General features: G+C 65.8%; 19 protein-coding genes and 1 tRNA gene. 14 read left to right on the top strand and 6 right to left on the bottom strand.

Translation table 11 applies throughout. From position 1 onward, the window contains the following. Positions 1-31: 31 nt before the first annotated feature. The 7 genes from pta (at position 32) to ON062_RS05065 (ending at position 10,610) form a co-directional block, all read left to right on the top strand. The gene (gene pta / locus ON062_RS05095) at positions 32-2,170 is read left to right on the top strand and encodes a phosphate acetyltransferase (protein ID WP_274646055.1); all 2,139 of its coding nucleotides are present in this window, start codon (positions 32-34) and stop codon (positions 2,168-2,170) included. Further along, the gene (locus tag ON062_RS05090) at positions 2,167-3,408 is read left to right on the top strand and encodes an acetate/propionate family kinase (RefSeq protein ID WP_274646054.1); all 1,242 of its coding nucleotides are present in this window, start codon (positions 2,167-2,169) and stop codon (positions 3,406-3,408) included. The genes pta and ON062_RS05090 overlap by 4 nt, the downstream gene beginning before the upstream one ends. Before the next feature lie 76 nt (positions 3,409-3,484). Beyond that, positions 3,485-4,237 (top strand): beta-phosphoglucomutase family hydrolase, encoded by a 753-nt coding sequence (locus ON062_RS05085; RefSeq protein WP_274646053.1) that lies wholly within the window; start codon positions 3,485-3,487, stop codon positions 4,235-4,237. Then, complete coding sequence (locus ON062_RS05080) at positions 4,234-6,762, top strand: glycoside hydrolase family 65 protein (protein ID WP_274646052.1); 2,529 nt, start codon at positions 4,234-4,236, stop codon at positions 6,760-6,762. Before ON062_RS05085 ends, ON062_RS05080 begins: the two co-directional genes overlap by 4 nt. Positions 6,763-6,841: 79 nt before the next feature. Further along, a complete protein-coding gene (locus tag ON062_RS05075) occupies positions 6,842-9,064 on the top strand; it encodes a DNA polymerase III subunit gamma and tau (protein ID WP_274646051.1) in 2,223 nt (740 codons plus the stop codon). Between the two features lie 3 nt (positions 9,065-9,067). Next, positions 9,068-9,661, top strand: a complete 594-nt coding sequence (recR, locus tag ON062_RS05070) for a recombination mediator RecR (protein WP_274646050.1) — start codon at positions 9,068-9,070, stop codon at positions 9,659-9,661. A 10-nt stretch (positions 9,662-9,671) separates the two neighbouring features. Next, positions 9,672-10,610, top strand: coding sequence for a DMT family transporter (locus ON062_RS05065; protein WP_274646049.1), 939 nt, complete (start codon positions 9,672-9,674; stop codon positions 10,608-10,610). Positions 10,611-10,640: 30 nt separating this feature from the next. Here ON062_RS05065 and ON062_RS05060 read toward each other — a convergent pair whose 3' ends face one another. Next, complete coding sequence (locus ON062_RS05060; protein ID WP_274646048.1) at positions 10,641-12,047, bottom strand: threonine/serine exporter ThrE family protein; 1,407 nt, start codon at positions 12,045-12,047, stop codon at positions 10,641-10,643. Positions 12,048-12,238: 191 nt separating this feature from the next. Here ON062_RS05060 and ON062_RS05055 point away from each other — a divergent pair, with 191 nt between their 5' ends. From ON062_RS05055 to galE, 5 genes are all read left to right on the top strand, one after another. Continuing rightward, positions 12,239-13,525: an aspartate kinase gene (locus ON062_RS05055; protein ID WP_274646047.1), complete on the top strand. Its 1,287-nt coding sequence runs from the start codon at positions 12,239-12,241 to the stop codon at positions 13,523-13,525. A 33-nt stretch (positions 13,526-13,558) separates the two neighbouring features. Continuing rightward, positions 13,559-14,632 carry an aspartate-semialdehyde dehydrogenase gene (locus tag ON062_RS05050; RefSeq protein ID WP_274646046.1) on the top strand — a complete coding sequence of 358 codons (1,074 nt, stop codon included), beginning with the start codon at positions 13,559-13,561 and terminating at the stop codon, positions 14,630-14,632. A gap of 90 nt (positions 14,633-14,722) precedes the next feature. Then, positions 14,723-16,231 carry a malate:quinone oxidoreductase gene (locus tag ON062_RS05045; RefSeq protein WP_274646045.1) on the top strand — a complete coding sequence of 503 codons (1,509 nt, stop codon included), beginning with the start codon at positions 14,723-14,725 and terminating at the stop codon, positions 16,229-16,231. Between the two features lie 3 nt (positions 16,232-16,234). Further along, complete coding sequence (locus ON062_RS05040) at positions 16,235-16,885, top strand: thymidine kinase (protein WP_274646044.1); 651 nt, start codon at positions 16,235-16,237, stop codon at positions 16,883-16,885. A gap of 13 nt (positions 16,886-16,898) precedes the next feature. Beyond that, positions 16,899-17,918, top strand: coding sequence for a UDP-glucose 4-epimerase GalE (gene galE / locus ON062_RS05035; protein WP_274646043.1), 1,020 nt, complete (start codon positions 16,899-16,901; stop codon positions 17,916-17,918). On the opposite strand, the gene ON062_RS05030 is transcribed toward galE, so the two are convergent. Then, on the bottom strand, positions 17,903-18,583 hold the full coding sequence (locus ON062_RS05030) for a DUF1295 domain-containing protein (RefSeq protein ID WP_274646042.1): 681 nt from the start codon (positions 18,581-18,583) through the stop codon (positions 17,903-17,905). The genes galE and ON062_RS05030 overlap by 16 nt on opposite strands. 117 nt (positions 18,584-18,700) lie before the next feature. Between ON062_RS05030 and ON062_RS05025 the strand changes: the two genes are divergently transcribed. Continuing rightward, positions 18,701-19,414 carry a FadR/GntR family transcriptional regulator gene (locus tag ON062_RS05025; protein WP_274646041.1) on the top strand — a complete coding sequence of 238 codons (714 nt, stop codon included), beginning with the start codon at positions 18,701-18,703 and terminating at the stop codon, positions 19,412-19,414. A gap of 47 nt (positions 19,415-19,461) precedes the next feature. Beyond that, positions 19,462-20,817, top strand: a complete 1,356-nt coding sequence (locus ON062_RS05020) for an alpha-hydroxy acid oxidase (RefSeq protein WP_274646040.1) — start codon at positions 19,462-19,464, stop codon at positions 20,815-20,817. Between the two features lie 3 nt (positions 20,818-20,820). Here the strand turns inward: ON062_RS05020 and ON062_RS05015 are convergent, their stop codons facing one another. The 4 genes from ON062_RS05015 to ON062_RS05000 form a co-directional block, all read right to left on the bottom strand. Next, positions 20,821-21,597, bottom strand: a complete 777-nt coding sequence (locus ON062_RS05015; protein ID WP_274646039.1) for an HAD-IIB family hydrolase — start codon at positions 21,595-21,597, stop codon at positions 20,821-20,823. A gap of 61 nt (positions 21,598-21,658) precedes the next feature. Continuing rightward, a tRNA-Pro gene (locus ON062_RS05010) sits at positions 21,659-21,735 on the bottom strand. 61 nt (positions 21,736-21,796) lie between these two features. After that, positions 21,797-22,744 (bottom strand): metallophosphoesterase, encoded by a 948-nt coding sequence (locus ON062_RS05005; protein ID WP_274646038.1) that lies wholly within the window; start codon positions 22,742-22,744, stop codon positions 21,797-21,799. 3 nt (positions 22,745-22,747) lie between these two features. After that, positions 22,748-25,552: a transglycosylase domain-containing protein gene (locus tag ON062_RS05000; RefSeq protein ID WP_274646037.1), complete on the bottom strand. Its 2,805-nt coding sequence runs from the start codon at positions 25,550-25,552 to the stop codon at positions 22,748-22,750. Between the last annotated feature and the right edge of the window lie 75 nt (positions 25,553-25,627).

Genomic DNA, 25,627 nt, shown 5'->3' with positions numbered 1-25,627 from the left:
GCGGCGGGCTCGAACCTTCTAGGCTGGCCGTGTGGCGCAGAGCATCTTCATCACATCAGCAGAAGGTCACTCGGGTAAATCGACCGTAGCGCTGGGCGTGCTTGACGCGCTGAGCGCCGCGACACCGCGAGTGGGAGTCTTCCGTGCGATCGCGCGGTCCACGATCGAACGCGACTACGTGCTCGAGATGCTGCTGGATCATGACGGCGTCGACCTGGCGTACGACGACTGCATCGGCGTCACCTACGACGATGTGCGCGCCGACCCCGAAGCTGCGCTGTCAACGATCGTCGAGCGGTACAAAGCCGTCCAAGCGCAGTGCGACGCGGTGGTGGTGGTCGGCAGCGACTACACCGATGTCGGCAGCCCTGCCGAGCTCGCGTTCAATGCACGCATCGCCGCGAACCTCGGTGCGCCCGTCATCTTGGTTCTCGGTGGTCGCGCGTCGCAGGGGCAGGCCGAGCAGCTTGGTTCGTCTACGGCGCGCACGCCTGCCGAGATGGGCCAGATCGCCTCTCTTGCGCTCGCCGAGCTGGCACACGGCCGCGCCGAACTGTTCGCGGTGGTGGCCAACCGTGCTGACCCCGATCACATGGACGCGACGATCTCATCGATTGCGGATGCCGTTTCCGGCACGTCCTACGGCGGCAGCGGCGCCGTCCCGGTGTGGGCCATCCCCGAGGATCGCGTGCTGGTCGCACCGTCGATGCGTGGCATCCAGCGTGCCGTTGAGGGCGAGATGCTGTCTGGGGATCCGGCCCTCCTGACCCGTGAGGCGCTCGGCGTCGTCGTCGCCGGCATGTCGATGGTCAACGTGCTGCCGCGACTGTTCGAGGGTGCCGTGGTGGTGATTCCCGCTGACCGCACCGAGGTGCTGGTCGCAGCGCTCCTGGCCAACGCGTCGGGCACCTTCCCGTCTCTCGCCGGCATCGTGCTGAACGGCGGGTTCGAGGTGCCAGAACCGGTGATGCGCCTGCTCGACGGACTCGGATCGTCCCTGCCGATCATCACGACCGAGCACGGCACATACGAGACGACGCTGCGCATCATGTCGACGCGCGGGCGGCTGGCCGCCGATTCGCAGAGCCGATACGACACGGCGCTGGCGTTGTTCGAGCGGAACGTCGATACCGATGAACTGCGCCGCAGGTTCGGTCTTGCCGAGACGCGAGTCGTCACGCCGTTGATGTTCGAGTTCCAACTGATCGAGCGTGCGCGCGCGGCGCGGCGGCGCATCGTGTTGCCCGAAGGGAGCGACGACCGCATCCTGCGCGCCGCGGCCACGGTGCTCACGCGCGGCATCGCCGACCTCATCATTCTCGGCGAGCCTTTCGAAGTGCGCTCCCGGGCGATCGAGCTCGGTCTCGATCTGAGTGGCGCTGAGATTCTTTCGCCGTTCGATGCCGTGCACGTCCACAAGTTCGCCGACGAATACGCCCGATTGCGCGCACACAAGGGCATGACGATCGAGCGCGCAGCCGACACCGTGACCGACGTGTCGTACTTCGGCACGATGATGGTGCACATGGGCCTCGCCGACGGCATGGTCTCGGGCGCTGCCCACACCACGGCCCACACGATTCGGCCAGCGTTCGAGATCATCAAAACGCGCCCCGATGTCTCGGTCGTCTCGAGTGTCTTCCTGATGGCGCTCGCCGATCGCGTCCTCGTGTACGGCGACTGCGCCGTGATCCCTGATCCAACCAGCGCGCAGCTCGCCGATATCGCGATCTCTTCGGCTGCCACGGCGGAGCAGTTCGGCATCGACCCTCGCGTGGCGATGCTGTCGTACTCCACGGGGGAGTCCGGGTCGGGGGCTGACGTAGAGAAGGTTCGGGATGCCACGGCCCTCGTCCGAGAGCGTTCACCCGAGCTACTGGTTGAAGGCCCGATTCAGTACGACGCCGCCGCGGACGCCGCAGTCGCCGCCGCAAAGATGCCGCAATCGCAGGTGGCCGGGCGCGCCACGGTCTTCATCTTCCCCGACCTCAATACCGGCAACAACACGTACAAGGCGGTCCAGCGTTCGGCCGGCGCGGTGGCGATGGGCCCGGTGCTGCAAGGCTTGAACAAGCCCATCAACGACCTGTCGCGCGGCGCTCTCGTCTCTGACATCGTCAACACGATCGCCATCACCGCGATCCAGGCACAGGGGGAGGCCCGACGATGAGCGCACCCGTCCTCGTGGTCAACAGCGGGTCGTCGTCGTTCAAGTACCAGCTGATCGACATGGCCTCCGAGCGGACGCTCGCGTCTGGCCTCGTCGAGCGCATCGGTGAGGCCGTGGGTAAAGCGACGCACACCGTATATCCGGCCGCGTCGCTCGAGGGTGCGATGCCGACCGTCGTCGACGCCACCCACCACAACGAGCGACCGATTCCGGACCACACGGCCGGCTTTCGCGCCATGATCGAGGCGTTTTCGGAATACGGACCGTCCCTTGATGACCTCGCACCGGTCGCCGTCGGGCACCGCGTGGTGCACGGGGGTGCGCGCTTCTTCGCGCCCACGCTGATCACGCCGCTCGTAGAGATCAACATCGATGAGTTGTCGGTGCTCGCGCCGCTGCACAATCCCGCCAATCTCGCCGGTATCGTCGCCGCCAAGAAGACCTTCCCGAGCGTTCCTCACGTCGCCGTCTTCGACACCGCGTTCCATCAGACGCTCCCGCCCAGCGCGTACACGTATGCGATCGACGCCGAGCTCGCGGCATCCCACCGCATTCGCCGCTATGGCTTTCACGGCACGTCGCACAAGTTCGTCTCAGAAGCAGCGGCCGCATTCGTGGGCCGAGACCTCACTGAGCTGAAGCAGATCGTGTTCCATCTGGGGAACGGGGCGTCGGTCACCGCAATCGACGGCGGCCGATCGGTGGACACCTCCATGGGCTTGACTCCGCTCGAGGGGCTGGTGATGGGCACGAGGTCCGGCGACATCGACCCCGCGGTGCTCTTCCACCTTGCGCGGCGAGCGAGCATGTCGATCGATGACCTGGACGCGCTGCTGAACAAGCGCAGCGGGTTGCTCGGACTTTCCGGGCACTCGGATCAGCGCGATCTGCAGGCGGCGATCGCGGCGGGCGACGACCAGGCCGCGCTGGCATTCGATGTTTACCTGCACCGTCTGCGCGGCTATGCCGGCGCGTATCTCGCCCAACTGGGCGGCGCCGACGTGATTGCCTTCACCGCCGGCGTGGGCGAAAACTCGGCCGCGGTGCGCGCGGGAGCGCTGGCGACGCTTGGCTTCGCCGGGATCGAGATCGATCCCGAGCGAAATCAAGCGCCGGGGCGCGGCATCCGTGTCATCTCGACAGATGCGTCGACGGTCACCGTGCTCGTCGTGCCCACCGATGAAGAGCTCGAGATCGCGAGGCAGGCGCTCACGCTTGCCGATAGCGCTCTGTCGTGACCGATCGGCGCGCTACGCTGGCTGAACGGCGCGAAGGCGAGCCGATGTCCGTCATCCATACCTCGTTGGAGGTCTCGTGACCGCGAATGCACTGCCCGACCTGACGACCTACGACGCCGTGCTGTTCGACCTGGACGGTGTGCTCACACCCACCGCCGAGGTGCACATGCACGCGTGGCAGACGATGTTCACCCAGCTCTTCGCCGAATGGGACATCTCACCGGCCTACACCGAGCGCGACTACTTCGACTATCTCGATGGCAAGAAGCGCTACGACGGTGTCGCGAGCCTGTTGCGCTCCCGTGATGTCGAGGTGCCGTGGGGCGCACCCGATGATGACCCCTCACGGGACACCGTGTGCGGCATCGGGAATCGCAAGAACGAGTTCTTCGAACGCGTGTTGCGCGACGAAGGCATCGCCCCCTACCCCGGCTCACTTGCGCTGTTGGACGCGCTCGCCGCTGCCGGCACGCCTGTCGCGGTGGTGTCGAGTTCGAAGAATGCCGAAGAGGTGCTCGCGGTCGCCGGCATCCGCGATCGCTTTCCTGTCGTGATGGACGGCGTGATTGCCGAGCGCGACAAACTCTCATCCAAGCCCGCGCCCGACGTGTTCGTAGAAGCCGCGCGCATGATGGGCGTCGACCCCGCGCGTTCGGCTGCCGTCGAAGACGCCCTGAGCGGAGTCGCATCGGCCGCGGCGGGCGCGTTCGCGCTGGTCGTAGCGGTCGACCGCGGCGCCGGATCCGAGGCACTGATCGAGGCGGGCGCACACGTCGTCGTCCAGGACCTCGCCGAATTCATCCCGTCCGCGAAGGAGACACCTGCATGATCGATCGCGACCGCTTCCCCGCTGACCCGTGGCGGCTCGTCGAGTCGTCGGTCAACGTTGAAGACGTGGGTGTGACCGAGACGCTGTTCGCCACCGGCAACGGCTACCTGGGGCTTCGCGGGAACAACCCCGAAGGTCGGCACGGGCTCGAGTACGGCACCTTCATCAATGGGTTCCACGAAACATTCCCGATTCGGCATGCAGAACAGGCGTACGGATTCGCCGAGGTCGGGCAGACGATCATCAACGCGCCCGACGCGAAGGTGATGCGCGTCTACGTCGATGACGAACCGCTCTCGCTCGATCTCGCCGACGTGCGCGAGTACGAGCGGGTTCTCGACATGCGGGAGGGCGTGCTGAAGCGCCACATCCGCTGGATGACGCCGTCCGGAAAAGACGTCTGTATCGAGTTCGAGCGGATGGTCTCGTTCGCTGAGAAGCATCTCGCGATCATGACCGTCGAAGTAACGGTCCTCAACGACGATGCGCCCGTCACGATCAGCTGCCAGCTGATCAACCGACAGGATGGCGAGGACGTTTACGGCGGCACCCCGACTGCCCCCAAGAAGGCCGGCTTCGACCCGCGAAAGGCCGAGCGCATCCACGAGCGTGTGCTCGAACCCCAGGAGTACTGGCAGGACGAATCGCGCTCGGCGCTGTCGTATCGCGTGGCCGAGTCGGGAATGACGCTGGCCGTGGTGGCCGATCACGTGGTCGAGACAACCAACGAGTTCAACGCGCGTCGCCTGATCGAGCCCGACATCGCGAAGAACGTCTTCCGCGTGCAGGCGAAGGCCGGAGTGCCGGTCAAGGTCACAAAGCTCGTGGCGTACCACACCTCGCGAGGCGTGCCCGCGCGCGAGCTCGTCGACCGGTGCCGTCGCACGGTCGACCGCGCAATGGAGCAGGGCGTCGACGCGCAGTTCGCGCGCCAGCGCGAGTGGATGACGGACTTCTGGGACCGCTCGGACGTCCAGATCCCGGGTGACGACGCACTGCAGCAGGCGACCCGATGGTGCTTGTTCCAGTTGGCGCAAGCCGCCGCACGCGCGGACGGGCAGGGCGTCCCTGCGAAGGGCGTCACCGGATCGGGTTACTCGGGTCACTATTTCTGGGACACCGAAATCTACGTCCTGCCGTTCTTGGCGTACACCTCACCCCTATGGGCGCGCAACGCCCTGCGCATGCGGTACCTCATGCTGCCGGCCGCACGGCGGCGCGCGTACCAGCTCAACGAGGCCGGGGCGCTGTTCCCGTGGCGAACGATCAACGGCGAAGAAGCATCGGCGTATTACGCCGCTGGCACCGCGCAGTACCACATCAACGCCGACGTGAGTTTTGCGCTGGCCAAGTACGTGCGGGCGACCGGCGACACCGAATTCCTGCATCACGAGGGCGTCGACATCGCCGTCGAGACGGCAAGGTTGTGGGCCACGCTCGGCTTCTGGCGATCCAGCGACGGCTCCCACGAGAGCGAGGGCGACTCGTTCCACATCCACGGAGTGACCGGGCCCGACGAATACACCACGGTCGTCAACGACAACCTCTTCACAAACGTGATGGCGCGGTTCAACCTGCGATTCGCCGCGCGCACGATTCGTGAGATGCAAGAGGTCGACGGCGAGGTGTACCGCCGTATGGTCGACCGCCTCGGGCTGGAAGAGGGCGAGGCCGAGTCGTGGGATCGCGCGGCCGAAGCCATGCACATTCCCTTCAGCGAGGCGCTCGGCATCCACCCTCAGGATCACGTCTTCCTCGAGCGTGAAATCTGGGATCTGGAGAACACGCCCGCCGACAAGCGTCCGCTCCTGCTTCACTATCACCCGCTCGTCATCTACCGCTATCAGGTGCTGAAGCAGGCGGATGTGGTGCTCGCGCTCTTCCTCCAGGGCAACCACTTCACGGCCGAAGAGAAGTTGGCTGACTTCGAGTACTACGACGCGCTGACCACGGGCGATTCGACTCTCTCAGCAGTTGTGCAAGCAATCCTTGCCGCCGAAGTCGGCTATCAGGACCTCGCACTGGATTACTTCCGCCAGTCGCTCTTCGTCGATCTTGCCGACCTGCACCACAACGCCTCCGACGGAGTCCACGTCGCATCGGCCGGTGGTGTCTGGACGGCGCTCGTCAGCGGATTCGGTGGAATGCGCGATCACTTCGGCGAGCTGTCGTTCGATCCGCGCCTGCCCGAGAGCTGGCCATCGCTGTCGTATCGCGCGCACTGGCACGGCACTCGGCTGACGGTCGAGGTCACGCGCGACGAGATCTCCATCACCGCAAGTGACGAAGGCTCACCTGTCTCCTTCAGCGTGCGTGGTGACGGGTATGTCGTGTCGCCCGGTCAGACGGTGCGCGTTGCGCTCGCCGATCAGGGGCCGGTGCGTCGGGGCAAGCCCTCGCTGGAGACCTTCAAGAACCAGCGGCGCGAAGACGGCTCGTTGCTGTCAGCCTCGGTGCCGACGGTCACGACCGCGATCCCCGTGGTGGGCGCGACGGGCGACGTCGATCATGGCGTCGATGCGTGAGTCGATGGATGCTGCGGGTGACCGTCCGCGTGGGGAGAACGGCCCCCACGATGTCTGAGCCACGCCGTAGGCTGGGGGAGTGACCACAGCCCTCTACCGCCGCTACCGTCCCGAAGCGTTCGGGGAGATGATCGGGCAGTCCCAGGTCACCGACCCGCTCATGACCGCTTTGCGCGGCGACCGAGTCGGCCACGCCTATCTGTTCTCCGGCCCACGCGGGTGTGGCAAGACGACGTCCGCTCGTATCCTCGCGCGCTGCCTCAACTGCGCGGAAGGCCCGACCGACACGCCGTGCGGCACCTGCGATAGTTGCGTCGAGCTGGGGCGCGGCGGCGGTGGCTCGCTGGATGTCGTCGAGATCGACGCGGCGTCGCACAACGGAGTCGACGATGCCCGTGACCTGCGCGAGCGCGCAGTGTTCGCGCCAGCTCGTGACCGGTTCAAGATCTTCATCCTCGATGAGGCGCACATGGTGACGCCGCAGGGCTTCAACGCGCTGCTCAAGCTCGTGGAAGAGCCGCCGGCCCACGTGAAGTTCATCTTCGCGACGACCGAGCCCGAGAAGGTGATCGGCACGATCCGATCGCGTACGCATCACTATCCGTTCCGGCTGGTTCCCCCCGCGGCGATGCTCGAGTATGTCGAACACCTGTGCGCAGAAGAAGAAGTCGATGTCGAACCCGGCGTGCTTCCGCTCGTCGTGCGCGCGGGTGGCGGGTCACCACGAGACACGCTCTCCCTGCTCGATCAGCTGATCGCCGGGTCGGAACACGTCGATGGCGCAGAAGACGGCGAGGTGCTCGTGGCGTACGAGCGGGCTGTCGCGCTTCTGGGGTACACCCACGCGGAGTTGCTGGATGAAGTCGTGGACGCGTTTGCTGCGCAGGATGCCGCAGCAGCTTTTGCCGCGGTCGACCGCGTCGTACAGACCGGCCAAGATCCTCGTCGCTTCGTCGACGACCTGCTCGAACGTTTGCGGGATCTGATTGTGGTCGCGGCCACCGGTTCCGATGCGTCGGCGGTGCTGAGAGGCGTGTCGACCGAAGACCTCGCCCGAATGCAGACCCAAGCAGATGCCATGGGAACGGCTCGTCTGTCACGGACGGCAGACTTGGTGATCGCCACTCTCGACGACATGACCGGAGCGACGTCGCCCCGGCTGCAACTCGAACTCATGGTCGCCCGAGTTCTCACTTACGGCGCGGCGCCGCAGCTTTCCGTCCCCGCGGAAGCACCTGCCTCCGCGCAAGCTCCCGCGGACGCGCCGCAGAGCCCCGCCGCGGCCGCGCCGGCGAATTCGGCGCAGCAGACAGCGGTGCCGGTTCACTCGGCGCCAGCAGCGGCGCCACCGCGCATGCCCGCCAACGAAGTCGCGGCACCTGCGCACTCCGCACCGGCCCCATCTGCGCAGGCTTCCTCGGCGCAGGCTCCGGGCGCGAGCCCGACTGTCTCGTCAGCCAGTCCGGCAGTGGCAGCGCCCGCTGCACAGGCGCCGACCGGTCCGGTCACGCTTGAGCGGATGCGCGCCGCATGGCCGCAGATTCTCGGAGCGCTCGAGAACATGTCCCGCACGTCGTGGTTGGTGGTGTCCAACGCGCAGGTCGCCGAACTCGCAGACGACGTCCTCACCCTTACGTTCGCGAGCACGAGCGACATCGACAAGTTCAAGAAGCTCAACGCGGGGAAGGGCCCGAGCGAAGACCTTCGTCAAGCGATCATCGGCGTCGTCGGCCTGCGGGTGAAGTACCTCGCGAAGCCGGCCGGATCCATGCCGACCAGCGCAGCGCACCAGGGTGCCGGCCGAGCGCCTTCCGCGCCCGCTCCTGCCTCGGGCAGCACGAGCAGGGCTCCCTCTGGCAGTTCCGACCCTGACCCAGGGGCGGGCCCCCGAGAGAGCATCGTCCGAGGAACAGCCACCGTCCCACGCTCGGCTGACCCCGTCACAGAGTGGGCGGTGGCGCCGATTCCCTCCGATGACGATGCTCCGCCGCCCGATCCCGGCCCGGCGGCCTTCGCAGCGCCTCCCGCGCAGTTCGCCGTCGACGACGAACCCGAAGACATCCCAGCCCGCACCGTTGTGCCCCCTCCCGCTGCTGCGCGCGACGACGACGAGGATGACGAACTGGCAACCGATGTCCCGCCCGACGCGCAGGTTCCGCCGGTCGTGGCGCCGCCGATCATCCCCACCGTGACGTCCCGCAACGACGGCGTTCAGCGCTACGGCGAGGCCGTCGTGCGTCAAGTACTCGGCGCGACCTTCGTGCGCGAGGAACCCTACGAGTCACCCACGAGGTTCAACTAGCCCATGTACGACGGCATCGTCCAAGACCTGATCGACGAGTTCGGCAGGCTCCCCGGCATTGGCCCGAAGTCGGCCCAGCGCATCACGTTCCACATCCTGCAGTCGCCCAGCTTCGACGTGTCGCGCCTGGCCGTGCTCTTGAGTGAAGTGCGCGACAAGGTGCGGTTCTGCGACCTGTGCGGGAACGTGTCCGAACAGGATCGCTGTTCGATCTGCCGCGATCCCCGTCGAAACCAGACACTGATCTGCGTGGTGGAGGACGCCAAAGACGTCTCCGCGATCGAGCGCACGCGCGAGTTTCGCGGGCTCTACCACGTGCTCGGCGGCGCCATCAGCCCGATCGCCGGCATCGGCCCCGACGACCTGCGCATCACCCAGCTCATGCAACGGCTCGCCGACGGCACCGTGCAGGAGGTCATCCTCGCGACGAACCCCAACCTCGAGGGCGAGGCGACGTCAACGTACCTCAGCCGTCTGCTGCACACACTTGAGATCACCGTGACACGGCTCGCCTCTGGTCTGCCCGTGGGCGGCGACCTCGAATACGCAGACGAGGTCACGCTGGGGCGTGCATTCGAAGGTCGCCGCTCGGTCTGATGAGGAACGAATGAACGCCGCCGTGGTCCGGTTCGATACGCGCGCGTGGATCCTCTTCGGCATCATGGCGGTGCTGTGGGGGATGCCCTACCTCTTCATCAAGATCGCCGTCGCGGACTACACGCCCGCCGCGATCGTGGCCGCCCGCACGCTTCTGGGTGGGCTCGTTCTGTTGCCCTTCGCACTGCGGGCTCGCGCACTGCGACCGGCGTTCCGGAAGATCGGGTGGGTGCTCGCCTTTGGCGCCGTCGAGATGGCCGGACCGTTTCTGCTCCTCGGGCACGCCGAGCAAACGATCCCCTCCGGGCTGACCGGCCTCTTGGTCTCAACGGTTCCGCTTTTCGCCGCACTCACGGCCCTCGCCTTCAGCGGAGACCGCAGCGTCCTTCATCCGGTGCGCATGATCGGCCTCATCGTCGGGTTTGCGGGCGTCGCCGTCGTCGTCGCCGGGCCAGGCTTCGCCGTTGGTGGTGCTGCAGGATTCATCGCCGTGGGCGAAGTGCTCCTGGTGGCCGTGCTCTACGCAGTGGCGCCGTTCATCGTGGCGCACAAACTGAAAGACGTCCCCTCGCTCGGGACGGTGACGGTGGCGCTTCTGTCTGTGGGTGTCTTCTACCTTCCCTTTGGGCTGATCACACAGAGCGCGCTGCCGGACCTCAGACTCGACGCGACCGCAGCGGTGGTCGCTCTCGGTGTGTTCTGTACCGCGCTTGCGCTGGTGGCGTTCTTTGCCCTCATCGCACGGGTGGGCCCGGCTCGGGCGCCCCTGTTCACCTACGTCAACCCGGTGATCGCGATCCTGCTCGGTGCCGTGCTCCTTGGCGAGGCGATCACGCCGAGCCTGCTGATGGGATTCCCGTTGATCATCGTCGGATGCTGGTTGGCGGCAACCGGCGGCACCATGCGCGCGCAACGGGCCGGCAAGCTGCCCCCTGTCGCGCCCGGGTGAGCAGACAGCTGATCCGAGCGCACGATTCGGTCAGCGCGGTCCGACACGGGCGCGCGACCGCGGGCGCGTGAGGCTGTACAGCGTTCCCCGCAGCGGCTGCCCGAGGTAGATACCGAGCGAAGCCCCGACCGCCAGGGCGATTCCTACGACGCCGGCGCTCACCAACGTGCCGAACCCCTCCATCAGTTCGCCGGGGCTACCGCCCGCCTCGACGACGATGAGCAAACCGCGAAAGACAGCGGCACCCGGTACCAGCGGCAGAATAGCGGCGGTCGTGATAGCCACCGAGGGCACATGCAACCGGTATGCCACGACAATCCCGACCAGGCTGCCGGCGAACGCACCGATGCCACTCGAAGTGGCGACGTCGAACCCGACCGCCGTCGAGGCGAGATAGCCGAGCCACGCGACAATGCTGAGCGCCGTGCTGACGAGGATGATCCTCGAACGGGCACCGTTGTATACCGCGACAGCGACGGCGATGAGCGCTGCGCCGACGAACTGCAGAGGAACCGGGCCCAGGGGGAGTGCGCTACTCGGGGCTTCCATGCCCAGTCCGATGACGCGTGCCGTCTGCAGACCCACCAGGATGCCGAGCACCACGCCCAAGGTCTGGGTGGTCAGCTCGAGAATGCGCCCGGTAGCAGTGAGAGCGAAGCCATCGATCGCGTCCTGCGCGGCGCCGACGACGGTGAGGCCTGCCAGCATGAGCACCACGCCCGAGGCAACGATGATCGACGGGCGCACGACTTCGGCCTCGGCCCAGTCGGTCAGGGTCAGCAGTTGGGCGAGCGCGGCGACCATCGTCAGCACGAAGGCCCCCGCGATCTGGCTGAAGAAGTACGGCACACGAGCTTTCGCCATGCCCCACTGGGTGAGGGCGGCCGAGCCCGCGGCGATGAAGGCCAGCACCATGACCAGCCAGTTTCCCCCGAACATCACCGCAACCCCGACCGCCAGCAGCGCTTGGGCGCCAACGACAACCATCGGGCGGTACCGGAACGGTGCGCGCCGGATGCGGCGATACTCCGAGGCCGCCTCCTCGAGCGGCATCCCCGACGAGATCGACGCTGACAACGCCTGCAACCGCTGCAGCTTGTCGTGGTCGGGTGCCGAACCCTTCACCACCCGCATGAGTGTCAGGGGGCGCGCCGCGCCGCTTTGATGATGCGCGGCCGTGATCGAGTTGTACGTCACATCGACGTGCACGGGGTCCAGCCCGTAGACGCCCGCGACGCGGATGATCGTGAGAGTGACTTCGCTGGCCGGAGCGCCCGAGACCAGCATCGTCTCGCCCATCCGGATCGCCAGGTCGAGAATGTGGACGGCGAGGACCTCATCGATGATGGTGAGGACTTCGGTGGGGGTCGACGTCGCGTTGTCGGGGTGCACCAAGCTGCCGAACGGGCGCAGAATCTTCCGACTGCGTGCAGCCATCCGCACAACTCGCTTTCGTGATCGTAGAGAGCGAAGACTCTCCGCGTCGATCGTACCGATCGTGACTTGGGCCGTCACATGAACGAGGGTGCATGAGGGGCTGAATATGATGGACGCGCGGGTGCGGCATCCGATCGCCCCCTGACCACATCCCTCACATGCGCCGATTCGGCGCGTCCTGGAGCTCTATCGTGGCCCTGATCGTCCAAAAGTATGGCGGGTCGTCCGTCGCCGACGCCGAGAGCATCAAGCGCGTAGCGAAGCGCATTGTCGACGCCCGGCGCGCCGGCCACGACGTGGTCGTCGCGGTCAGCGCCATGGGCGACACGACCGATGAACTGCTCGACCTGGCCGGGCAAGTCGCCCCGATTCCGGCCCCGCGCGAACTCGACATGCTGCTCTCGAGTGGGGAGCGCATCTCGATGGCGCTGCTGGCCATGGCGATTCACTCGATGGGGTTCGAGGCTCGCTCCTTCACCGGATCGCAGGCGGGAATGATCACGGATGCCACGCATGGCGCCGCGCGCATCGTCGACGTCACGCCGGTTCGCCTGCGCGAAGCGCTCGACGAAGGCGCCATCGTCATCGTCGCCGGCTTCCAGGGTTTCAACCGCGACACTCGCGACATCACGACGCTGGGGCGCGGGGGATCGGATACGACGGCTGTGGCGCTGGCGGCAGCCTTGAACGCCGACGTCTGCGAAATTTACAGTGACGTCGACGGTATCTTCACCGCCGACCCGCGCGTCGTCCCCAACGCCAGGAAGCTCGACGTCGTCTCGGCCGAAGAGATGCTCGAGTTGGCCGCCAACGGCGCGAAAGTTCTGTACATCCGTGCGGTGGAGTACGCACGCAGGCACGGGGTGCTGATCAACGCACGATCCACATTCAGTTCGAGCGCCGGCACCTTCGTGCTCGGCGAGGGAATGTCGCTTCCCGAAGGGGTAGAGGGAGAAGGAATGGAAGAGCCGATCGTCGCAGGAGTTGCGACCGACCTCAGCCAGGCGAAGATCACAGTCATCGGTGTTCCCGATGTGCCCGGTAAGGCCGCCGAAATCTTCAAGATCGTCGCCAAGTCCGGCGCCAACGTCGACATGATCGTGCAGAACGTGTCGGCAGCGAACACGGGCCGTACGGATATCTCGTTCACGCTGCCCAAATCCGACGCAGCGCAGGCGCTGAAGGCCCTCGCCGCCGACCAGCAGGACGTCGGCTTCGCGAGCCTCGTCCACGACGACCAGATCGGCAAGCTGTCGGTCGTCGGCGCTGGCATGCGCACGCACTCGGGCGTCTCGGCGACTCTGTTCGAGGCCCTCAGCATCTCGGGAATCAACATCGAGATGATCTCCACCTCCGAGATTCGTATCTCGGTCGTCGTCCGCGGCGACGACCTCGCGGCCGCCGCACGTCTCGTGCACACCGCCTATGGACTCGACGGCGACGTCGAAGCCGTCGTCCACGCCGGCACCGGCCGCTAAACTCGACCAACCGTTTTCTTCAAAGGATCCACCATGACCCGCATCTCTGAATCAGGACTCTCTGTCGCCGTCGTCGGCGCCACCGGCCAGGTCGGGACGGTCATGCGTGAGATTCTGGCCGACCGCAATTTCCCGATTCGCGAACTGCGCTTGTTCTCGACCGCCCGCTCCGCCGGTACCGCCGTCGAATTCGCCGGGGAAACCGTGATCGTGGAAGACGTCGCGACCGCCGACCCCTCGGGCATCCAGATCGCCCTGTTCAGCGCCGGCGCAACCGGCAGCCGCGCGCACGCGCCCCGGTTCGCAGAGGCTGGCGCCGTGGTCATCGACAACTCGAGCGCCTGGCGCATGGACCCCGAGGTCCCGCTCGTGGTGAGCGAGGTCAACCCGCACGCGATTGTGAACCCGCCCAAGGGCATCATCGCCAACCCGAACTGCACCACGATGGCCGCCATGCCGGTGCTGAAACCGCTCGACGCCGAAGCGGGCCTGTCGCGCCTCATCGTCTCGACGTACCAGGCGGTCTCGGGCTCCGGGCTTGCCGGAGCACAGGAGCTGCTCGGTCAGGTCGAGGGCGTGCTCGCACAGGACAACGTGCTGGATTTGGTCCACGACGGGTCCGCCGTGGACTTCCCCCAGCCCGAGAAGTACGTCGCGCCGATCGCCTTCGACGTGATCCCGCTCGCGGGGAACCTGATCGACGACGGGCTCAACGAGACGGACGAAGAGAAGAAGCTCCGCAACGAGAGCCGCAAGATCCTCGAACTCCCCGACCTTCTGGTTGCCGGCACCTGTGTGCGCGTGCCGGTGTTCACCGGCCACTCGCTGTCGATCCATGCAGAGTTCGACCGCGACATCTCGCCCGAACGAGCACGCGAAGTACTGGCATCCGCCCCTGGTGTTCGCCTCGAAGAGGTTCCGACCCCGCTGCAGGCGGCGGGCACCGACCCGAGCTTGGTGGGACGCATCCGCGCCGACCAGTCGGCGCCGGAGGGCAAGGGGCTGGTCCTGTTCATCTCGAACGACAACCTGCGCAAGGGTGCCGCGCTGAACGCCGTGCAGATCGCTGAGTTGGTTGCCGCCGACCTCGGCGCGCGCGTCGCCTGAGCGGACCGGGATAGCAAGAATCCCCGAAGTTTCGTCCCTGAAGAGGGTCGTACGGTCAGGGCCGCCGATCATGGCGCCTAGAATTGTCCGGTGACCGAAACCCCTGTGAACAACAATCACGGGCGTGACAAGACGGCGGATGTCGTTCTCATCGGTGGCGGAATCATGAGCGCCACGTTGGGAATCCTGCTGTCAGAGCTGCAGCCCGACTGGAACATCACCGTCTACGAGCGCCTGCACGATGTCGCGCTCGAAAGCTCGAACGCCTGGAACAATGCCGGCACCGGTCATGCCGCGCTGTGCGAACTGAACTACATGCCCGCAGGTCCCGACGGCGAAGTGGATGCCGCAAAAGCCATCGCGATCAACGAGCAGTTCCAACTCAGCCGGCAACTGTGGTCGACACTGGTTGACGAGGGAGTGCTCGACGGGCCGTCGACGTTCATCAACTCCACACCGCACATGACGTTCGTGCGCGGCGAGAAGGACGTCAGCTACCTGAAGAAGCGCTACGAAGCGCTCAAGAAGGAACCGCTGTTCGAGGGCATCGAGTACTCCGAAGACTCGCGCGTCATTAACCAGTGGGCACCGCTGCTCATGCAGAAGCGCCCCAAGGCCGACGAGCCGTTCGCCGCGACCCGGGTGCCTGCCGGCACCGACGTCGACTTCGGCGCCCTGACGCGCCAGATGTTCGACCACCTGCGTGCCAAGGGCGCGAACGTCGTCACCAACCGTGAGGTGCGCAAGCTTCGCCGCCGCAAGGACGGTACGTGGGATCTCCACTGGCGCAACACCGTGGGGCGCACGCCCGGCGTGACGAACGCGAAGTTCGTCTTCGTCGGCGCGGGCGGCTGGGCGATCAAGCTGCTGCAGAGCTCGAGGATCCCCGAAATTTCCGGTTACGGCGTGTTCCCGATCGGCGGTCAGTGGCTCAAGACCTCGAACCCCGCCATCGTTGCGCAGCACAAGGCCAAGGTGTACTCGCAGGCGTCGGTCGGCGCGCCGCCGATGTCAGTGCCGCACCTCGACACGCGGGTTGTGGACGGTGAGACGTCGCTGCTGTTCGGCCCGTTTGCGACGTTCAGCCCCAAGTTCTTGAAGAACGGCTCGATGTGGGACATCGTCTCGCAGGTACGCCCGGGCAACCTGTGGCCGATGATCAAGGTCGCGATCGATAACCCGAGCCTCATCACCTACCTCATCGGCGAGCTGCTGAAGAACCACGCCGCCAAGGTGGACAGCCTCCGCACCTTCATGCCGACCGCGAAGGATGCGGATTGGGAGCTCCTCAACGCCGGTCAGCGCGCGCAGGTCATGAAGAAGGACAAGGACAAGGGCGGCGTGCTTCAGTTCGGCACCGAGGTCGTCACCGGCGGCGAGGGATCGATCGCTGGCCTCCTCGGAGCATCGCCGGGTGCGTCGACCGCCGTGTCGATCATGCTGTCGCTGCTCCGGTCATGCTTCCCCGAGCAGATTGATGGCTGGGAGCCGCGCCTGCGTGAGCTGATCCCCAGCTACGGTGAGTCGCTGAATCCGCGCCCCGAGGCAGCGCGCAAGGTTCTGCAGGAGACGGCCAGCACGCTCGACCTCATGGCCTAGCTCGTGGCGAAGCTCTACTTCCGCTACGGAGCCATGAACTCCGGCAAGTCCACATCGCTGCTGCAGGCGGCCTTCAACTACGAAGAGCGCGGGCAGCACGTGTTGCTGGCAAAGCCCGAGATCGACACCAAGGGCGCCGACCAGATCGACAGTCGGCTCGGCGTCAAGCGCACGGTCGACTTCTTGATCAAGCCCGACGACGATCTTCGCGCGTTGTTCGCCGAGCATCGCGAGCGAGCGCGCCAGAGCATGGCCGACGCGCTGATCCCTGAACCGGCGGATGCGTTACGCGCAGACATCGCCTGCTTTCTCCTCGACGAGGCGCAATTTCTCACTCGTGAACAGGTCGACGACCTGTTGCGCATCGTGGTGCTCGACGGCGTGCCCGTGCTGGCCTACGGCATCCGCTCCGACTTCCAGACACAGGCCTTCCCCGGGTCACGGCGCCTTCTCGAACTGGCGCACAGCCTCGAGGAGCTGAAGACGATCTGCCGGTGCGGGCGCAAAGCGCTGTTCAACGCGCGCCTGGTCGGCGGGCGCTTCGTATTCGACGGCGACCAGGTGGCGATCGACGAGCTCACCGCGGACCGCGTGACGTACGAATCGATGTGCGCCGAGTGTTACCTGCGTGAATCGGGCGGGCGTCTGGGCTGAGTAGGCTGGGAACATGCGTGTTCTCCTCGCCGGCGGTGCCGGTTATGTCGGTACTCACACTGCTGTTGCGCTTCTGAATGCCGGTCATGAGGCCGTGCTGCTCGACGATCTGTCGGGTACCCACGCCGTCGCGGCAGAGCGTGTCGCACAGATCACCGGGACTTCGGTGCCGCTCGTGGTGGGGGATGCCGCCGACGACGCGGTCGTGAGCGGGGTGTTCGACGACCACGGGCCGTTCGATGCGATCATCCACCTCGCCGCGTTCAAGGCCGTGGGTGAGTCGACGCAGAAGCCACTGGACTATTACTCCAACAACCTCGACACCACTTATGCCCTGATGCGCGTGGGGCTTGCCCGTGGCATCCGCTCCTTCGTGTTCTCAAGCACAGGTACCGTGTACTCCGACCCGGCCGATCTTCCGTTCACGGAAGAATCGACCACGAGCATCGATCTGTCGAACCCGTACTCGAAGTCCAAGCGCATGAACGAGGTGGTGCTCGAAGACATCGCACGGGTCAATCCCGACCTGAACGTGACGATCCTGCGTTACTTCAACCCGGTTGGCGCCCACCCGAGTGGCCTGATCGGTGAGGACCCCGCCGGCATCCCGAACAACCTGATGCCGTTCGTCTCGCGTGTGGCCGTGGGCTCCCTCGAGCAGATCGGCATTTTCGGCGATGACTACGACACCCCCGACGGCACCGGACTGCGTGACTACATCCACGTGGTCGACCTGGCCGAGGGGCACGTCGTGGCTCTCGAACAGGCGCAGCCGGGATTCGCGGTGTTCAACCTCGGCACCGGGACTCCAGTGAGCGTTCACGAGTTGGTCACATCGTTCGAGAAGGCGGTGGGACGAGAACTGCCGAAGGTCGTGCTCGGGCGTCGCCCGGGCGACGTGGCTGCCACGTACTGCGACCCCGCGAAGGCCGAACGCGAACTCGGCTGGAAGGCGCAGCTGGGTATCGACGACGCGTGCCGCGACTATTGGAACTGGCAGTCGACCAATCCCAACGGCTACGCCGGCGCCTGAACGCTCGCCCGCCGCGGCGGCCACGGCACGAGCATCGACGTCGTACGGCGGTACGCGGCATATTCGGGGTACTTCGATGCCGTGATCGACTCGGTGAAGATCGTCGACCCCACGAACAGCGCCGTAAGCAGCAGCGGCCCGATGATTGAGGCGTTGACGACCCCGCCCATGACACCGGCACCGGATGCCACGGCCGCCGCCGCACCGATCGCGTAAAACGCCCACCACTGAGCCTGCTCGAAGAAGAAATTCGGGTGCCGGCTCACGCGGAACAGACCCTGTGTGGCAAACGGGGGATTCAGGCGTTCCCCGCGTTGCGCCGCCTGCGCCTTTCGACGGTGGAACACCCACTGCTGTTGGTCAGCGATTGTCTCGCCGACGAGGAAGCAGGCGAAGAGCGCGCAGAACACGGCATCCCACACTCCGAAGGGGACGGGGTTCTGGAGGGCGACGAGCGCTGGCAGCGTGATGAGCACGAGCAGCGCGTTCTGGTAGAGCACGATGAACAGCAGGTTGAACACTTGGAACATCGCGGGGCTCATGCGTGAGCGAAGGATCGCCCAGCGGTAGTCCTCCATCCCCGTGTACCCGCCCTTGCGTGCGAAGTTGAACGTGAGGCGGGCTCCCCACGCCGCCACGAGGAGGACGATCACGAGGGGATCCATGTCGACACGGTAGCGCGTGCGTCGGATTGTGACACGAACACGCTCGTGATGTGCTGTCGGTTTGAGAGTGGTCAGACCACGAGCTAGTGTGGTCGGACCACAAAGAAGGAGTCTCGCGTGCCCGCAACAGCGCGTGCATGGCAGGTCGTGCTCGAGAAGATCGAGTCAGACCTGCTCGATGGTCGCCTCGCCCCGGGGGACCGCCTGCCGCCCGAGCGTGAGCTCGCAGCCGCCCTCGGCGTCGGTCGATCCAGCGTTCGCGAAGCGTTGCGCGTGCTCGAGGTGATGGGACTCATCCGCACCGGAACGGGATCGGGTCCGACAGCCGGCGCGATCATCATCGCGACACCGCGCGGCGGGATGGCCGCGCTGCTGCGGCTGCAGGTCGCCGCTCAAGGCTTCCCGCTCGATGACATCGTACGAACCAGGCTCGTCCTTGAGTCCGCCGTCGTGCGCGACCTGGCTGCGCAACCCGCGCCAGATGTCGTCGAGGCGCACACGGTGATTGCCGCGATGGGCCTCCCCGAGCTGACACCCTCGGAGTTCTTGGCGCTCGATGCGCAGTTGCACTTGGCGCTGGCCGAAGCATCCGGCAACACCGTTATCGCCGCGACCATGGCAGGGCTGCGCACCGCCATTGAGTCGTACGTGCAGGCGGGCGCGGAGCGCGTGCAGGACTGGGATGCCATGGCCAGCCGCCTGAGCCACGAGCACCGCGCAATCATTGCGGCGATCGAGGCCCACGACCCTGACAGCGCGGCGACCCTCATTCACGACCACATTGCCGGCTATTACGCCCATGCGGGCCTTGCCCGCACTACGACCGAGTGACCGCGCGCTTTCCCGCGGCCCCCGACTACCGACGAAAGGCACCACCCATGGTTCAGCGCCAGCTGCCCAACCCTCGCGAGCTTCTCGAACTCATGCAGTTCAAGAAGCCCGAGCTCGACGCGCGGAAGCGCCGACTCGACTCGGCGCTGACGATCTACGATCTGCGGACGATCGCCAAGCGACGGACGCCGAAGGCTGCCTTCGACTACACCGACGGTGCCGCCGAGGGGGAGTTGTCGCTGGCGCGCGCACGCCAGGCGTTCGAAGACGTGGAGTTCCACCCCGACGTCCTGCGCCCCGCTGAGAACGTCGACATGTCGACGCAGGTGCTGGGGGGCACGTCGGCCATGCCGTTCGGTATCGCGCCCACCGGCTTCACTCGTCTCATGCAGACAGAGGGTGAAGTCGCCGGCGCAGGGGCCGCGGGAGCGGCGGGTATTCCGTTCACGCTCTCGACGCTCGGCACGACGTCGATCGAAGACGTCAAGAAGGCGAACCCGCACGGGCGCAACTGGTTCCAGCTGTACGTCATGCGCGACCGTGAGATCTCTTACGGGCTTGCGCGCCGCGCCGCCGAAGCGGGTTTCGACACGCTGCAGTTCACCGTCGATACTCCGGTGGCCGGCGCGCGCCTGCGCGACAAGCGCAACGGCTTTGCCATTCCGCCGCAGCTGACCGTCGGTACGATCATCAACGCCATCCCGCGCCCCTGGTGGTGGATCGACTTCCTCACCACGCCGAAGCTCGAGTTCGCGTCGCTGTCGACGACCGGCGGCACGGTCGGCGAGTTGCTGAACGCCGCGATGGATCCCACGATCAGCTACGACGATCTCGCGATCATCCGCGAGATCTGGCCCGGCAAGATCGTGGTGAAGGGCGTGCAGAACGTCGCCGACTCCAAGCGTCTGATCGACGCCGGCGTCGACGGAATCATCCTGTCCAACCACGGTGGTCGTCAGCTCGACCGCGCACCCGTGCCGTTCCACCTGCTGCCGCAGGTGGTTCGTGAGGTCGGCAAGGACGCCACGGTCATGGTCGACACCGGCATCATGAACGGTGCCGACATTGTGTCATCCATTGCCCTCGGGGCGAAGTTCACGCTGATCGGACGTGCATACCTGTACGGTCTGATGGCCGGTGGTCGCCAGGGCGTGGACCGCACGATCGAGATTCTCCGCACCGAGATCGAGCGCACGATGAAGCTGCTCGGTGTCTCGAGCATCGAGGAGCTCGAGCCGCGCCACGTCACGCAGCTGACGCGCCTCATGCCGATGCCAACTGGTTCAGCCGAGGCGGCAGCAGCATCCGCTCGTCGCCCGCGTTCGTCGTCCGCCGCGAGCAAGACGGCGCCCGCAACGAAGCCCGCCGCCGCCAAGAAGACGGCGCCGGCGAATAAGGCCTGAGCCTCAGTCGCGCACGGGAAGGGCGGGGATGAGGCGTTCGAGATACTCGGCGGTCTCATCCCAACCCTCGACTGCGTGGCAATCCACACCCATTGCGAGTACCGGGTAGTCATTGCCGTCGGGGTCGAGCCGATCGCCGACGAACAGCATGTCATCGAGTGGGATGCCGGTCTGCTCGGCGAGCTGCGTCATGCCATACGCCTTGTCGATCCCTCGCTCGGTGATGTCGACCGATGTGGAACCTCCGGACCGCACCTCGAGGTCGGGGAGAAGGGCTGCGACCGCCGCGCGGAGCGTGTTCTTCTTCTCTCCGGTCGGGTCCCACGCTGACTTCGCCTCAACCGGTGCCTGCTGGCCGAGGGCCGAAAAGGTGATCTGCGACCCGCGGTCTTCGAGGATGTCGCCCCAGGTTTCTGTTTCCCAGAGTCCGAGGCGCCGCGCTTCGGACTCGACGGCGGTCAGTGCCCGGGTCTTCTGGTCTTCGGTCAGCGTGCGCGCGTAGATCGTCGTGACGGCGTCCTCTGCGAGCCGGTAGTACTGGGTGCCGCACGTGGGCATCAGGTGGAACCGAGCGCGCACGTCCGCGGACGCATCCGGCAGCCGATCGACCACCTGGGTGGTGAACTGGGCGAGTTGCCCGCCCGAGATGATCGCCACCTCCACGCGCTCCGCAAGCGCGATCAGCAGGTCGCCCATGCGAGGGGCGATCGCCGTCTTCGAGGGGGCGAGCGTGTCGTCGAGATCGAATGCGACGAGCTTCGGCGGGGTGGTGCGGGGCATGGTGATCCTGTCGCGTCGGCGGAAAGCAGAGGGCCCCACTGCGTGGTGGGGCCCTCTGTGTTGGTCGGGGTGACAGGATTTGAACCTGCGGCCTCTTCGTCCCGAACGAAGCGCGCTACCAAGCTGCGCCACACCCCGGTGGCAACCCTCCGAGTCTACCCGATGATCGGCCGTGCACCGAACCGACGGAGACTCGAACTCATTCGGCTCGGGGCGTCAGGGTCAGCAGTGATGCCTCAGGCCGGCACGCGAATCGCACCGGGGCGAAGATCGAGTGACCGATACCTGCGCTGACGTTGAGGGGCGTCGTGCGACCGGCGTGCGTCCACGTGCTGAGTCCTCGGGCCTGGGACAGGGGAATGTCGCAGTTGGCCACGAGAGCCGAGTTCGAGAAGGGAATGCGGACCTGCCCCCCATGCGTGTGGCCGGCGAAGATGATGTCGGCACCGAGGCTGGTGAACTCGTCGAGCACGCGACGGTAGGGGGCGTGTGTGACACCGAAGGTGAAGCGCTCGTGGTCGGTGCTGTGGCCCGTACGCACCGTGTCCAGCGCCTCGGGGAGTTCCTCCAAGCGATCCCACCCGCGGTGTGCGTCGTTCACTCCGAACGCGTCGACGCTCACGCCGGCGACGTTGAGCGACGTTGCTGCGTTGTTCAATGGCATCCAGCCGAGATCGTCTGCCAAATATTCGTCGAGCGCGTGCGTGTCGAGGGGTTCCTCGGTGTGGCGCACGCGCGAAGGTCCCATGAAGTACTTGAACGGATTCCTCGGGCTCGGGGCGGCGTGGTCGTTCGATCCGTGGACGAACAGGCCAGGGATGCCGCGGAAGGGCGCGAAGGCGGTTCGGATTCCTTGTAGTCCCTCGGCGTGACCGAGGTTGTCACCGGTGTTGATGATCAGGTCGGGTGCGAGGTCGACGAGCGAGGCTATCCACTCTTGCTTGCGATGCTGCCACGGAGCCATATGCGCGTCCGAGAGGTGCAGCACGCGGAGGGCGGGTGAGCCGGGCGGGAGGACGCGCAGCGTGTGCTCACGGACGGTGAACAAGTAGCGCTCGATGCCGATGCCCCAGACCGCGGCGCCAGCGGCAACCGCCCCCACGGCGCCGAGCGCGGTGAGGGCGGTGCGAGCGGATGTTGCCGCCATGCGTCAGTCGTCTCCGTCGCCGTTGTTCCAGTTGCCACCGCCGCCGTTGCCGCCGCCGTTTCCACCACCGTTGCCGCCGCCGCAGTTGGGGGAGACGTAGTTGATGGTGATCTGGGTGTTGCGGTTGACGACTTCGCCAGCCGCAGGCGACGTACCTGTGACGGACTCGCCACCTGCGTTCTCATCTTCTGAACACGACGAGCTGATTCGGCCGAATCCTGCCGAGCGCAGCGCCGACTCAGCGTTTGCGACAGAGCCGTTGACGTTCGGAACCGTCAAGCCGTTTCCGTTGCTCGGTGAGATCGTCACCAGCGTGCCGCCCGCGACACGACCGGCGCCGGGGGACTGCTCGGCCACGGTGCCTTCGGGCTCGCCCGAGTCCACCGCGTCGCCCTCGCGAACGCTGAATCCTGCAGCCTCAAGCGTCGAACGTGCTTGGTCCATCGACATGCCGACAACGTTCGGCAGCGTGGTGTACACCTGACGCGTGAGGTTGCTGTCCGGCTGCGGGAAGGCCGTGCCCGGGTAGAGCTCGTTGGCCTTGCGGGCGATGTCCTTCGTGATCAAGTAGCGAAACTGTGACATCTCCACGCCGTTGTAGTACGGGTTGTAGACGTTACTAAAGCCCTTAGCGTTTCCGGACCATACCGCGGTCGCCACCTTGGTGGACGACGAGACCAGCCAGGTTTGGAATGTCTCGTGAGTACCGGTCTTGCCGATCATCGGTGTGCCGTCGAACGGGTTACCGGCAGCGCCCGTGCCGCCGTAGTTCATGACGCCCTGGAGGGCGTACGCAGCAGTCGACGCAACAGCCGGGTCGAGAACTTGGGTGCAACTACGTTCCGGCAATGCCAGCTCGACACCGTCCGAATCGACCACCTTGTCGATGGCCTTTGGCTCGCAGTACACGCCGTTGTTGGCGACCGTGCCGTACGCGCCAGCCATCGCGAGCGGCGAGACGGCGACCGGCCCAATAATCGAGGCGATGCCTTCGATCGTTACCCCGTCGACGCCGAGCTTCGACGCGACCTTGGGGATGTCACACATGTCGAGCTGTTCTGCCATCGCGAAGTACCCGGTGTTCAACGAGTCACGGGTGAACTGCATCGGAGTGCCGACGTATCCGCCGACCTTGGCAAAGTTGTGGACCAGCGTGTCCGAGGTGTTGTACCAGTCACCGTCGCAACTGTTCGTCAGATGATCGATCACTCGCAAGCGCCCGTTGAGCACCTCGTTGACCGAGCGGCCCTGCTCGAGCCAGTCCAGCAGCGTGAACAGCTTGAGGGTCGAACCCGCGCCGAACCCGGTCGAGCCGCCAAAGGTCTTGTCGCCGGCGTAGACGATCGAGGTGAAGCCCGGCGCTTCCTTCGTCTCGGAGAACTTGGTGTTCTGCGCCATCGACAGGATGCGACCGGTGTCGGCCTCCACGCTGACGGCGGTCGCACCATAGTCGGCTCCCTCGAGCTTGGAGGGCGTCCACTTGGACACACTCTCCTGTGCGGTCTTTTGCAAATCCCAGTCCAGCGTCGTGTAGACATTGAGCCCGCCGCGGCGCAGCATCTCACGGCGCTCGACCTCGTTCTCTCCGAACGCAGGGTCGGCCTCGATGACGTAGCGCACGTACTGGCAGAAGTACTCCGCTCCTGTGGCGGCTACGCAACCGGTCTTCGGCGTGGTGATCTTTGGTTCGATGGGCGCTTCGTACGCCTCATCATGCTGCTCTTGCGTGATCTTGCCGTCTTCGAGCATGCGATCGAGCACGTACTGCTGACGCTTCTTCGTCAGGGAGTACCCGTCTGCTTCGCCGTTGACGCCTTCGCCGTCGGTGTTGGTGGTCGTGCCGCCCTCGAGGTCGATGCGGTAAAGGTTCGGGTTCTGCACCATGCCGGCGAGCGTCGCAGCCTGCGCGTAATCGAGCTTCGAAGCGGGGATACCGAAGTACAGGCGGGATGCCGCGTCGATGCCGTACGTCTGACCACCGAAGTTGGCGATGTTCAAGTAGCCGAGCAGGATGTCGTTCTTGGAGTACTTCTGCTCCAGGGCGATCGCATAGCGCATCTCTTGCAGCTTGCGCTGGATGCCTTCGCTGCCGGCTGCCGTGGTGGCTTCGCTCCAGCAGTTGATTTTGATTTCGTCGCTGCGAGTACGTAGTTCAGTGGCGTTGGGAGCGATGTACTCGGTGGTGAACTCCGAGACGATCTTCTTGATCTCGTCTTCGCTCTTGCCTTCGGCCTCAGCCTCGGCCCTTGCGGCCTCTGCGGCGGCGGTGCCTTCTTCGGCGGCCTGCTCGCGTTCAGCGGTCATCTCGGTGCGGGCCTGTTCGTCGGCGCCGGCTTCACACTTCTGCACCAGGATGTTCTTCACATACTGCTGGCTGATGGTTGAGCCACCCTGTGTTTCCGCACCACCACGGATGTTGGACAGCACGGCTCGGCTGGTGCCGATGATGTCGACGCCGCCGTGCGAGTAGTAGCGGGGGTCTTCACTGGAGAGCACGGCGTCGTACATGACGGGTGCGATCTCGTCGTAATCGACGGGGGAGCGGTTCTGGTCGTAGAACTGGGTGAGAACCTTGTCGTTGCCCTCGGAGTCCTTGGCGTAGATCGTCGTCGGCAACATGAGCTTGTCGATCTCGAGGCTGCTGGGCAGCTGGTCGAACATGGTGATCGCGTTCGACGCGGCGTTGCCGGACAGCGCGATGGCAGGGGTCACTGTCGCGCTGATGAGAATACCGGCGACGACGCTCAAGCCGACGACGCCGGCGAATCCGCCGAGCACGCCAGTGGCTGTCCTTTTGGTTCCAGGCATAGGCTTGATCGTAGGGGAGAACCCTGGGCGATCCCTTGACGGGTATGCCCACGCGGGGGGATTCCCAGCTATCAC

Source organism: Microbacterium sp. C7(2022) (assembly GCF_028823665.1).
Taxonomy (GTDB): Bacteria; Actinomycetota; Actinomycetes; order Actinomycetales; family Microbacteriaceae; genus Microbacterium.
Note: the sequence above shows the minus strand (reverse complement) of the source record. Positions and strands in the feature narration are given on the sequence as shown.